The sequence below is a fragment of the Cohaesibacter haloalkalitolerans genome (assembly GCF_003574655.1).
GTDB lineage: Bacteria > Pseudomonadota > Alphaproteobacteria > Rhizobiales > Cohaesibacteraceae > Cohaesibacter > Cohaesibacter haloalkalitolerans.
Genome location: NZ_QNUM01000007.1, coordinates 99,692 through 112,544, shown reverse-complemented (window position 1 = coordinate 112,544; position 12,853 = coordinate 99,692). Strand labels below are relative to the sequence as shown.

Annotated in this window: 8 protein-coding genes; 4 read left to right on the top strand and 4 right to left on the bottom strand. The window is 57.7% G+C overall.

Annotated elements, in window-relative coordinates; translation table 11 throughout:
* The first annotated feature begins 33 nt into the window (after nt 1-33).
* The 3 genes from DSL70_RS17570 (at nt 34) to DSL70_RS17560 (ending at nt 5,638) form a co-directional block, all read left to right on the top strand.
* Entirely contained in the window at nt 34-1,299 is a 1,266-nt protein-coding gene (locus DSL70_RS17570) for an SEL1-like repeat protein (protein WP_162916866.1), read from the top strand.
* Between the two features lie 123 nt (nt 1,300-1,422).
* Nucleotides 1,423-1,860, top strand: coding sequence for an acyl-CoA thioesterase (locus DSL70_RS17565; protein ID WP_119309274.1), 438 nt, complete (start codon nt 1,423-1,425; stop codon nt 1,858-1,860).
* Nucleotides 1,861-2,191: 331 nt separating this feature from the next.
* Nucleotides 2,192-5,638 carry a pyruvate carboxylase gene (locus DSL70_RS17560; RefSeq protein ID WP_119309273.1) on the top strand — a complete coding sequence of 1,149 codons (3,447 nt, stop codon included), beginning with the start codon at nt 2,192-2,194 and terminating at the stop codon, nt 5,636-5,638.
* 148 nt (nt 5,639-5,786) lie between these two features.
* On the opposite strand, the gene DSL70_RS17555 is transcribed toward DSL70_RS17560, so the two are convergent.
* Together DSL70_RS17555 and DSL70_RS17550 are read right to left on the bottom strand one after the other, a co-directional pair.
* On the bottom strand, nt 5,787-6,317 hold the full coding sequence (locus tag DSL70_RS17555) for a cytochrome b (RefSeq protein WP_162916864.1): 531 nt from the start codon (nt 6,315-6,317) through the stop codon (nt 5,787-5,789).
* A gap of 290 nt (nt 6,318-6,607) precedes the next feature.
* A complete protein-coding gene (locus DSL70_RS17550; RefSeq protein ID WP_119309271.1) occupies nt 6,608-7,567 on the bottom strand; it encodes a TDT family transporter in 960 nt (319 codons plus the stop codon).
* Nucleotides 7,568-7,928: 361 nt separating this feature from the next.
* Here DSL70_RS17550 and DSL70_RS17545 point away from each other — a divergent pair, with 361 nt between their 5' ends.
* Nucleotides 7,929-8,954 (top strand): Gfo/Idh/MocA family protein, encoded by a 1,026-nt coding sequence (locus DSL70_RS17545; RefSeq protein ID WP_119309270.1) that lies wholly within the window; start codon nt 7,929-7,931, stop codon nt 8,952-8,954.
* A gap of 165 nt (nt 8,955-9,119) precedes the next feature.
* Here the strand turns inward: DSL70_RS17545 and pflA are convergent, their stop codons facing one another.
* Nucleotides 9,120-9,905, bottom strand: coding sequence for a pyruvate formate-lyase-activating protein (gene pflA, locus DSL70_RS17540; protein WP_205563321.1), 786 nt, complete (start codon nt 9,903-9,905; stop codon nt 9,120-9,122).
* 262 nt (nt 9,906-10,167) lie between these two features.
* Entirely contained in the window at nt 10,168-12,423 is a 2,256-nt protein-coding gene (gene pflB / locus DSL70_RS17535; protein ID WP_119309269.1) for a formate C-acetyltransferase, read from the bottom strand.
* Nucleotides 12,424-12,853 lie beyond the last annotated feature (430 nt).

Below are 12,853 nucleotides of genomic sequence, written 5' to 3'. Positions count from 1 at the left end.
CTGATTTGGGAATTTTTGAGAAGGGGTGTGTCTATGGCGTTCAGCTGGAATGGGAAGGGCCGGGTGGCCCTCAAGGGACTTGGGGTCGGTACGCTCTCGCTCTTGTTGTCAACGCTGGCCGTTGAGGCTCAGACGGCTGAGGGCAAGGACCCTGTCGTGGCAACCGAAGTGTCCGGGCAAATGGCGACGGACGTGGCGCCTGCGCCATCCGAGGCTGTCACATCCGCGCCAGAGACAACGGAAAAGCCAGCGGTAGAACCGTCCGACGCAACGCCTACCATGGCCGATCCTGCCGCGACAGCACCATCCAGTGCGGCGACCACGATGCCGGAACACCCCGCAGCGGAAAGCGCATCCGGTGGGGCATCCGAGCCCGCTGCTGCTGAAGCGCCAGCCAAGGAGGCGGCTCCGGAAGCGGTAAAGGCTCCTGAAACGACCGCAGCTCCTGAAGCGACTGAGGCTCCGAAGATGCCGGATGCACCGGAGGTCAAGCCAACCGTCGAGACAGAAACCAAACCTGAGGTCAAGGACGTGAGCGCTCTGGCAGCCATACCAGCGGCACCTGCTCCTGAAACCGAATGCGACCGTCTGGCGGCTCATCCCTTTGACCCCGACGCCGTTGCAACTGGTGTCTTCTATGCCGATCTTGATGCCGCCAAGGTCGTGGAAGCCTGTCAGGCCGCGATTACCGACTATCCGCAAGAGGCACGGTTCTTCACCCAGCTGGCGCGCGGGTTGCACAAGGCTGGCAAGCCATCCCTTGTCTATGCTGCCAGCAAGCAGGGGGCCGAGCTTGGCAGTGGTCAGTCCATGGCCTATCTGGGCGTTCTCTACAAGAACGGAACCTCAGTTGCGGAAAGCCAGCCTGAGGCACTCGCATGGTTTGACAAGGCTGCCGCCGCAGGCAACCCCGGCGGCATGGTCTTTGCCGCAGCCATGTATCGGGATGGCGTTGGCACCGAGCGCAACTATGAACGAGCTGCCGAACTCTACAAGCAGGCCAGCGATCTTGATGTTGCCGAAGCGTCGGCCGATCTGGGCATTTTCTATGACCGGGGGCAGGGCGTTGAGCGCAACCCGGAGCAGGCTGCCTCCCTGCTGCTGAAGGCTTTTGCTGCAGATGACAAGGACACCCAGCGCATCTTCTTCGAAGTGCCAGGCGTTCTGTCTGAAGCGACCCGCAAGGCCGTGCAGACCGAGTTGAAAGCCAAGGGCTTTTACAAGAGCTCGATCGATGCCGACTTCGGCTCCGGCACTCGCAACGCTCTGATCCTCTTCAAGCGCGACGCACAGAAATAGGAGCGCGTTACTGGCTGCGGTTCAGGACCCGTGGCCAGTGACCCGTCAGTATCCCAAAAATGACGTAGCCGGATTTTTCCGAATTCCATCCTTTGACCCGCAGCAACAGGGCAGGACACGACAATGCGCTTGGCACCCGACAACCGATCGGACTACAAGGTCTTTCAGGTGGTTCCCACCCGCTGGAACGACAATGACAGCTTCGGTCACCTGAACAACGCGGTCCATTATTCGCTGTTTGATTCTGCGATTGCCAACTGGCTGATGCAAAACGCCTCGCTCGATGCGGCCAGCGACGGTCAGATCTGCGTCGTTGTGGAAAATGGCTGCACCTATTTCGAGGAACTCTCCTTCCCCGATGTCATCACCGTGGGCTTGCGCATCACCAGCATCGGTACCAGTTCTGTCCGTTACGAGATCGGTCTGTTCCGCAATGAGAAGCAGACAGCCTCGGCGCGCGGCCATTTTGTGCATGTCTATGTGAATGCCGCAAGTCGGACGCCCGAGCCGATTGGCGACACCTTGCGCAATCTTTTCAAGAGCATCTCGGCAGACGCCTGATCAATTTCCGATTGCAGCGCCCGCATCCGGTTTGGGGACTTGTCTTTCAAAGCATGAGATGGACTATTGTCCCATTTGTGTAATTTGATATAAGTCAAGTATCGAACTGTCCACAAGATCTGCACCATGTTGTAGCAATTGCTGGTTTGTTGAGAAAAATGCTTGGTAGAATTCCGCGTAAAGCGTGATAATGCAAAGCCTTGTCTAACAAGCATGCCAGTATAGGGCAACAAGATACGGGTTGGACAACCACCATCCTTTTCGATCATCTTTTTCCTCACGACGAGTATTATACTTTAGTCTCGACTGAGGGCAAAAACCGGGAATAGTTATGGCTGAATTCAAGAAGATCCTGATTGCAAACCGTGGCGAAATCGCCATTCGTGTCATGCGCGCAGCAAACGAGCTGGGCAAGCGAACAGTTGCCATCTATGCCGAAGAAGACAAGTTAAGCTTGCACCGGTTCAAGGCAGACGAGGCCTATCGTGTCGGAGCCGGCATGGGTCCGGTTGCCGCCTATCTGTCCATCTCCGAAATCATCCGTGTTGCCAAGGAATGTGGCGCTGACGCCATTCATCCGGGTTACGGCCTGCTGTCGGAAAACCCCGACTTCGTCGACGCCTGCACCAAGGCTGGGATCACCTTCATCGGTCCGAAGGCCGAGACCATGCGCAAGCTGGGCGACAAGGCTTCGGCGCGCAAGGTGGCCATGGAAGCCGGAGTTCCGGTCATTCCGGCAACCGAAGTGCTGGGCGACGACATGGCCGAGATTGCCGTGGAAGCCGAGAAGATCGGCTACCCGCTGATGCTGAAGGCCAGCTGGGGCGGCGGCGGTCGTGGCATGCGCCCGATCTACGGCCCGTCCGAACTGGAAGACAAGATCCGCGAAGGACGCCGCGAGGCAGAGAATGCCTTTGGCAACGGGGAAGGCTATCTGGAAAAGATGATCATCCGCGCCCGTCACGTCGAGGTGCAGATTCTGGGCGACAGCCACGGTGGCATGTATCATCTGTTCGAGCGCGACTGTTCCGTGCAGCGCCGGAACCAGAAGGTGGTCGAGCGCGCGCCTGCGCCTTATCTCAGTGAAGAGCAGCGCAAGGAAATCTGCGAACTTGGCTACAAGATCTGCAAGCATGTGAACTATGAATGCGCCGGTACCGTCGAATTCCTCATGGACATGGAAAGTGGCCATTTCTACTTCATCGAGGTGAACCCGCGCGTGCAGGTGGAGCACACCGTCACCGAGGAAGTCACTGGCATTGACATCGTTCAGGCCCAGATCAAGATTGCCGAAGGCAAGACCATTGCAGAGGCCACCGGTGTGGCCAGACAGGAAGAGGTCCAGTTGCATGGCCATGCCCTGCAGTGCCGTGTGACCACGGAAGACCCGCAGAACAACTTCATTCCGGACTATGGCCGTCTCAACGCCTATCGCTCGGCCACCGGCATGGGCATTCGTCTTGATGGCGGCACTGCCTACACTGGCGGTGTCATCACCCGCTATTACGACAGTCTGCTGACCAAGGTCACCGCATGGGCGCCGACGCCCGAGCAGGCCATTGCCCGCATGGACCGTGCCCTGCGCGAGTTCCGCGTGCGCGGCGTCTCTACCAACATCCGGTTCGTCGAGAACCTGCTCAAGCACCCGACCTTCCTCAACAACACCTATACCACCAAGTTCATCGACACGACGCCGGAGCTGTTCAACTTCAAGAAGCGTCGCGATCGTGGCACCAAGGTGTTGACCTACATCGCCGACATCACAGTGAACGGCCATCCGGAAGTCAAGGACCGTCCGCGTCCGGCCGAAGGGCTGCGGGCGCCTGTCCTGCCTGCCCCTCGCGCCGAAAAGCCCGCTGCGGGCACCCGTGATCTGCTGGACGCCAAGGGGCCACAGGCGGTTGCCGACTGGCTGGCCGATCAGAAGCAGCTGCTCTTGACCGACACCACCATGCGCGACGGTCACCAGTCCCTGCTGGCAACGCGCATGCGCTCGATCGACATGATCAAGGTGGCTCCGAGCTATGCGCTCAATCTGCCACAGCTGTTCTCCATTGAGGCATGGGGCGGCGCGACCTTCGACGTGGCCTATCGTTTCCTGCAGGAATGTCCGTGGCAGCGTCTGCGCGACATCCGCACTGCCATGCCCAACATCATGATCCAGATGCTGCTGCGTGGCTCCAACGGCGTGGGCTACACCAACTATCCGGACAATGTGGTTCAGAGCTTCGTCAAGCAGGCTGCGATCAGCGGTGTTGACCTGTTCCGTGTCTTCGACTCGCTCAACTGGGTTGAAAACATGCGCGTCGCCATGGATGCGGTTCTGGATAACAACAAGCTCTGTGAAGGCACGATTTGCTACACCGGCGACATCTTCGATCCGAACCGGGCCAAATATGATCTCAAATACTATGTCAAGATGGGCAAGGAGCTGCGCGACGCCGGGGCCCATATCCTCGGCCTCAAGGACATGGCCGGGCTGTTGAAACCCGCTCAGGCCCGGGTTCTCGTCAAGGCCCTCAAGGAAGAGGTCGGTCTGCCGATCCATCTGCACACCCACGATACGTCGGGCATTTCCGCCGCCACCATTCTGGCGGCCAGCGAAGCCGGGGTCGATGTGGTTGATGCGGCGATGGATGCCTTCTCCGGTTCAACCTCGCAGCCATGCCTTGGCTCGATCGTCGAAGCCCTGCGCAACACCGAGCGGGATTCCGGCCTTGATGTCGAAGCAATCCGCGATATCTCTGAATATTGGGAAGCAGTCCGTGGCCAGTATGCGGCCTTTGAAAGCGGCACCAGCTCTCCGGCGTCCGAGGTCTATCTGCATGAAATGCCCGGTGGCCAATATACCAACCTCAAGGCGCAAGCCCGCAGCCTCGGTCTCGAGGAACGTTGGCACGAAGTCGCCCAGACCTATGCCGACGTGAACCTGATGTTTGGCGATATTCCGAAGGTGACCCCGTCGTCAAAGGTGGTGGGCGACATGGCGCTGATGATGGTGTCCCAGGGCCTAACGCGCAAGCAGGTGGAAGACCCGACAGTGGATCTGTCCTTCCCGGATTCCGTTATCGATATGATGCGAGGCAATCTCGGCCAGCCGGAAGGCGGGTTCCCGAAGGGTATCATCGACAAGGTGCTCAAGGGCGAACAGCCAAATACCGAGCGTCCCGGCAAGCATCTGCCTCCGGTTGATCTGGAAGACGTTCGCGCCAAGCTGACCGAGGAGCTGGAAGGCTTTGAAGTGGATGACGAGGATCTCAACGGCTACCTGATGTATCCGAAGGTGTTCCTCGACTATATGGGACGCCATCGCCTCTATGGTCCTGTACGTACCCTGCCGACGAAGACCTTCTTCTATGGTATGACGCAGGGAGAGGAAATCTCGGCTGAAATCTCTCCGGGCAAGACGCTGGAAATCCGCATGCAGGCTGTCAGCGAGACCAATGACGAAGGCGACGTGAAGGTCTATTTCGAACTCAACGGCCAGCCGCGTTCGGTCACCGTGCCGAACCGCATGGTCAAGTCGACCACTGCAACGCGCCCGAAAGCCGATACCAACAACCCCAACCATATCGGCGCTCCGATGCCGGGTGTGGTGGCGACGATTGGTGTCAAGGCTGGACAGACTGTCCGTGCCGGTGATCTTCTGCTGACCATCGAGGCCATGAAAATGGAAACCGGCATTCACGCCGAGCGCGATGCCGTCATCAAGGAAGTGCATGTGACCCCAGGCGGCAAGATCGACGCCAAGGATCTGCTTATCGAGCTGGAAGAGTAGTCTTTCCCTGCTGCGGGCAATCAAGATGAATGGAGGGCGTTTCCGCAAATTCGGGAACGCCCTTTTGGTATTTGGCATAAAAAAGCCGGCTCCGTTGGCATCCATCGGAACCGGCAAACTGGGTCGGTCCCGACAAGGGACCATGCGCTTACACCTTGCGGAAGGTGATGCGATTGAAGACCTGATCTTTTTGCACAAAATGGTGATAGAGCGCGGCCACCACATGCAGTCCCAAAGCGGCTATCAGCAGGTTGGCGGTGAGGCCGTGCACCAGCATCGGCCAGACGTGGTTGGCAGCCTGATAGCCTTCATAATCGCCCGCCTGCACATAGTCGCCAAGGCCAAAGGCCAGCATGGCGATCATGCCGCTTGCAACCATGATGAGCGGCAGCAGATAGAGCAGCCCCTCGACGGCTTTCGATGCAGTTGCCTGCCACTTCGGCCAGGCCGGATCTGCGGCCGGGCGGGCGTTGATGAAGAAAAACACCAGCCGCACCATAAAGAGCACGCCGGCTGCGAGGCCTGCATAATAGTGATAGGCAAGAAGCTGCATTTTGGTCGCGCCCGTCATGTCCTCCAAAAGGGATCCGACAATGAGCAGGCCGATAATCAAGAGTGCGCCAAGCCAATGAAGAACAATGATGGCACCGGAATATTTCTCTGGAGCAGAGTTGGTCATGAACAATCTCCGATGAGCCCGGTCAGCTTCATCTGATGTGGTCTGTCGGCCAGCCGGAACTCTCATGGTGTTAAGGAATATGGGCCCGGAAGAGTCCTCATGAGCACTCAAGCGCGGAGAGGTCTGGTCCACCTCTGGCAGAACGGCGTTGGATCTTGTTCTGTCATGAACTACGTTTTAGTGCTCATGTCGGAACTGCGTAAAACCAGATTGTGTCATCTTGGCGACAGTTGCCACGACCCGGTCGTTATTCGTTCTTGTTTCGTCGTTTTTCTGATTGTTGCGGCCAATCACCCCCTTTGGTGAGCCTGAGCGGCCGGGGCGGCCATAAACCAGAGGGCATAGCGAATCGCCACATAGACCACCATCACCGTTGCAACGGCCAGTTCCAGCCGCGCCAGCCATAGGAGCTGAGTCGCCGCTGAGGCTGTCTCCTGCCATTGCGTCAGAAAGGCTGCGCTCTTGAACAATGCCGTCGCGCTGATCACCAGAGGGAAGGTGAAGGCCGAATAGCCGGGCGTAAAGGGCAAACGCATCAGCCGGAACAGCGCCAGATAGATGATGGTTGTCATCAACAGTGCCACTCCGAGCAGGATCATGACAAGGAGCATCGATGGGGTGGGAGCAATGGCCAGATAGCCGGCAAGCGACAGGCTGGCGGGCGCTGCCATGATCGCAAGGGTCGGCTTGGCCGCATCGGGCACGACCGGCTCGAACAGGAAGCGGTAGATCATCACTGGCTGCATCAGCCCGTAACAGACAAGGCCGAACCAGAACAGGATAGTTGCCAGCCCTGAAAAAGCGCCATCAGGCAGGGTGATGTTGGCCACAATGATCCCGACAGGCGGAATATACCAGCTCGGGACCATCTGATGGAGGTGAAAGTCTCTCAGTCGGTAAACGCAGAAGAGCAGCAGCAACAGGACGTGCATCGCCACTGCCAGAAGCCACAGAACGAGACCGAGGCGTCCACCCACAGCGCTCGCCACCAGCATGGTGGCCATGGTGAAGGTCGGCAGGATGCTGCCCACCACCGGGTGTTTCACGTCATTGAGCAATTGGCCCGGACGCAGAATGAACCCGGTCAGCAGTAGAAGCAACAGCGCAGCCGCGACAAGCGCACCTGCCATCCGGGCCTGACCGGCGAACAGTCCGCTATTTTCCCAGCACAGCCCCAGCGAGGCGATGCCGAGTGCAAGCCCGGCGGTCGGGGTAGGGAGGCTGAAAAGGCGGTTGAGGTGTGCGGTCATGATGATCTGCCTTTTTGAACGTGGTTTTGGGTGAGGCCTGATGACGATGTTCCATCTCATACTCCATCTCATATAGGCAAACGGGTCGGGGCGCTCTTCTTCTCGCGGCTTTCTCCCCTTTTGCCTCCGCGCCAAATGCGCACAGCTTGCCATGCCCTTGGGAGCAGGCCGGAGCGACAGGGAGGATCAGGCCGGACATATCGCAGCTGAGTGGGGACTTTGCTGCGATGTGCTGCCCGACATGACAACTCATGGCTTGTCAAACAGGATTGTTTGGATCATCGTTAGAAGACAAGAAAAAACAGACGCCCCGGTCAAAAATGCATGTGTGTCCAATAGATCGGCAGGCCAAGGAGGGACCATGAAACTTGCTGTAATCGGATTGGGAATGGCGGCTCGTGCCCATGTTGCCGCATTGGAATCCCTGCATGAGAGTGTGGAGCTCACGGGGCTCTACATGCGTAACAAGACAAGGCGGGATTCTGCAGCAGAAGCCATGCAGGTCAAGGCCTTCCCCTCATTGCAGGCCATAGCCGATGATCCCGAAACCGAAGCTGTTCTGGTCCTCACTCCGCCTGACGGCCGCAAGGAGATCGTGTCTATGATGGCCACTGCCGGCAAGCACATCCTGATGGAGAAGCCGCTGGAGCGTACCTTGCCCGCAGCAACAGAACTGGTCGAGATCGCCGAACAGGGCGGCATTCTTCTTGGCACTGTGCTGCAGCATCGCGCCCGTCAGGGGGCTCGGCGATTGAAAGGTCTGCTGGATAGCGGTCAGCTTGGCGATGTCGCCATGGTGCGCGTCGATGTTCCCTGGTGGCGCCCGCAGGACTATTACGACCAGCCGGGGCGCGGCACCTACGAACAGGATGGTGGTGGCGTGCTGATCACACAGGCCATTCACGTCCTCGACCTGATGCTGCATCTGCTCGGGCCGGTCAAGGCGGTGCAGGCCATGCTGACCACCACCCAGTTGCACGCCATGGAAGCCGAGGATTTTGCCAGCGCCGGTGTGTTGTTCGAGTCCGGTGCCGTTGGCTCCATCTGCGCTACCACGGCCAGCTTCCCCGGATCGTCCGAGACCATCCGGGTTGACGGCACGCTCGGGTCTGCAACGCTGGAAGGCGGCAGCCTGGCCATCCACATGCGGGACGGCAAGGTGGAGGAGTTCGCCGAGAAGGGGCTCTCCGGTGCCGGAGCCGACCCCATGGCCTTCCCCTATGACTGGCACATGGAAATCATCCAGAATTTTGTCGATGTGGTGGAAGGCAGGGCCGACAGCCTGATCGCGCCGGGCCGGGATGCCTTGAAGGTTCAGCGGCTGATAGAGGCCATGGAACGCTCAAGTGCCGAAGCCGGTCTGCGGATTGCCCTCGATTCCTTCTGATGCTTACATGCTCAAGGATGTAGCGTTCGTCTTGGCTCCAGAATGACGGGCGCCAATCCATCTGGGGTACCAGCCAGACAATGAAAAAGCCCCTTTGGTGACTGGCACCAAAGGGGCTTTCTGTATCTGGCGTTTGGCTGTAACTGGCGTTTGGTGCGGCCACACTCAGGTGGCGACAAGGCCGCGCGAACGGAAGATATCCCGCGCCGCTTCTGCCTCTTCCGGGGTTGGCGTGCGCAAATCCTTGAGCTTGTATTCCATGCCCAGCTTCTCCCATTTGGAGGTTCCGAGCTGATGGAAGGGAAGGACCTCGACAAGCTCGATCAGATCGCCAAGGCTGGCGACATAGTCAGCCATCTTCTCGACATCCTCTTTCGCGTCGGTCCACTCGGGAACCAGCACGTAGCGGATGCGCATTTCCTTCTTGAGGCGAACCATGCGCTGGGCAAAGTCGAGCGTCGGCTGTAGCGGCTGGGAGGTCAGCTTGAGATAGGTGTCCGGATTGATGTGCTTGATGTCAAGCATGATGAGGTCGAATGGGTCAAACCAGTCGTCTTCCACATTGCCATGCAGGAAGCCTTGCGTATCGAGTGCGATATGCAGATCGAACTTGTCCTTGATGGCCCGCGCTGCTGCTCCCACGAACGGCGCCTGCATCATCGGTTCGCCGCCCGAGAAAGTCACGCCACCGGCAAATTTGAGGAAGCGGGCATAGCCCTTGATCTCCTTCAGCACGCCGTCGATGTCGATATAGGTGCCGTTATGCAGCTTCCAGGTATCGGGGTTGTGGCAATAGAGGCATTTGAACTGACAACCGGACATGAAAAAGACAAAGCGCATGCCGGGACCGTCAACGGCCGCGCCGGACTCCATGGAGTGCAGGAAGCCGTATTCCGACGGATCCTTGCGTTCGTGTGCCAGGGTTTCGTTTTCGATTTCGGCTGTGCTCAAGTCCGGTCCTCCTTTGGGGGAACTGTGGGTCTCGTTTTGGTCTCGTTTTTGATCGCGGGTGCCCGTGCTCCGGAATGCAGGGATCGCTTCCCGTTTCATAGCATCAATGCCGGGGGTATTCCAGCCAATGGTGGTCAGCCGGGCGATCCATCCAAGCGGCGCAGGCTTTGTGGCGATGAGACAGTCGTCAAAAGAAGAGCCGAAAAGCAAAGGCTTTCCGGCTCGTCTCATTTCAGGTCAGATGAGCTTCGAGCGCTCAACCTTACATGTGGTCATGGAAGGTACGGCTCAGAACATCGAGCTGCTGTTCGCGGGTCAGCTTGATGAAGTTTACGGCGTAGCCGGAAACGCGGACGGTCAGCTGAGGATATTTCTCAGGATGTTCCATTGCGTCTTCCAGGGTTTCGCGGCGAAGCATGTTGACGTTCACATGGAAGCCACCAGCATCGCAGAAGCCGTCGAGGCAGTTGGCCAGGTTGCGGATCTGCTCTTTGTCAGTGTGACCCATGGAGGTCGGGGTAGCAGAAGCAGTCCAGCTGATGCCGTCCTGAGCATAGTCGTAAGGCAGTTTGGCAACCGAAGCGCCAGCAGCAACAAAGCCTTTCTTGTCGCGGCCGTTCATCGGGTTGGCACCCGGAGCGAATGGTTCGCCAGCGCGGCGGCCATCAGGGGTGTTGCCGGTTTTCTTGCCATAGACCACGTTGGAGGTGATGGTCAGGATGGACTGGGTCGGCATTGCATCGCGGTAGAAGTAAGGCTGGCCAGCAACCTTCTTCATGAAGGCTTCGGTCAGGTAGCATGCGATGCTGTCAACACGATCGTCGTTGTTGCCGAATGCTGGGTAGTCGCCTTCGATCTTGTAGTCGACGGCCAGACCGGCTTCGTTACGGACAACGCTAACCTTGGCATGTTTGATGGCAGACAGACTGTCGGCTGCGATGGACAGGCCGGCGATGCCGCAAGCCATGGTGCGCAGGATGTCGCGGTCATGCAGAGCCATTTCAATGCGTTCGTAGGCATATTTGTCGTGCATGTAGTGGATGGCGTTCAGAGCCTTGACGTAGGTTTTGGCCAGCCATTCCATGGCGATGTCGTATTTTGCCATGACTTCGTCGAAGTCGAGTACGTCACCGGTGATCGGTTCCAGACCTTCGGCAATCTTCTTGCCGGATTTTTCGTCAACGCCGCCGTTGATTGCATAGAGCATGCATTTTGCGAGGTTGGCGCGAGCACCGAAGAACTGCATCTGTTTGCCGATGGCCATGGCGGACACGCAGCAGGCGATGCCATAGTCGTCGCCCCACTTCGGACGCATCAGGTCGTCGTTCTCATACTGGATGGCAGAGGTTTCCTTGGAAACTTTCGCGCAGAAATCCTTGAAGCCGCGAGGCAGCTTGGAAGACCACAGAACCGTGAGGTTAGGTTCCGGAGCCGGACCGAGGTTGAACAGGGTGTTCAGAATGCGGAAGGAGTTCTTGGTAACCAGCGGACGACCGTCAAGGCCGATACCACCGATGGATTCGGTAACCCAGGTCGGATCGCCAGAGAACAGTTCATCATATTCCGGCGTACGCAGGAAGCGGACGATGCGGAGCTTGATGACCATGTCGTCGATCATTTCCTGAGCCTGTTCTTCGGTCAGCAGGCCAGCGTCCATGTCACGTTTGATATAGACATCGAGGAAGGTCGAGGTACGGCCGAAGGACATGGCTGCACCGTTCTGCTCTTTAACAGCAGCCAGATAACCCATGTAGGTGAACTGGATGGCTTCGCGAGCATTGGTAGCAGGCTTGGACATGTCCACGCCATATTTCAGGCCCATTTCGCGCAGCTCTTCAAGAGCGCGGAACTGTTCGGAGAGCTCTTCACGAAGGCGCAGGGTGTCCATGTCGAACACAGCGTCATTGGTGTCGTTGAAGTCGGCCAGCTTCTGGGCTTTCAGGAAGTCGATACCATAGAGGGCAACGCGGCGATAGTCGCCGATGATGCGGCCACGGCCATAGGCATCAGGCAGACCGGTGATGACGCCGGATTTGCGGCAAGCCAGAATGTCAGGGCTGTATACGTCGAAAACGCCCTGGTTATGGTCCTTGCGGTATTTCGTCCAGATTTCATGAACCTGCGGGTCTGGCTTGAAGCCGAATGCTTCCATGCCGCCTTCAACCATGCGAAGGCCACCGTTTGGCATGATGGCGCGCTTCAGGGGAGCGTCCGTCTGCAGGCCAACGATGACTTCGAGGTCCTTGTTGATGTAGCCAGCGTCGTGAGCTGCGATGGAAGTAGGAATGGTCGAAACGTCGAGGACACCAGCTTCGCGTTCTTTTTTCAGCAGGACGCCAAGTTCTTCCCACAGCTGTTTGGTACGCTCGGTAGCGTCAGCGAGGAAGCTGTCGTCACCATCATATGGAGTGTAGTTTTCCTGGATGAACGCGCGCACGTCGATCTTGTTGCGCCATTCGCCATCCGAGAACCCCTGCCATGGATCGGCGACAACGGGTTTATCACTCATATAATTCATTGTTGGTATCCTCACTGTTAAACGAGCAAATTCGGTTCAGTCAGGTGGCGTGGCCTCACAAACCACCATTTAGCCACCATTTGGGCATAGCTCACCCAATACGAGCAGTGCCGACCGCTCGATTGTAAAGGGGAGTTAGCCAGGGTTTTTCCGCAAGGGGAGAGCGTTGGTATTTGCAGCCTTGTTCTAGTACGAACTCCCTCCTTGACTTTCGTAGGCATTATATATCAAAGCCCGGCATCGACGCAAACTGAATGGTTTCAAAATCGATTTGAAAAAATCAATAAAAACAATATGATAATAGCTGGAATGCGCGATTTGCATTAAATGCATAGCTCTGGCCATACAGTCTGCGGAAAAAGATGTGCTCGAATTTGCTGAAATTTGGGAAAAAATTCCGTATAAACACGTATGCGCAGGGTGTTTTTGC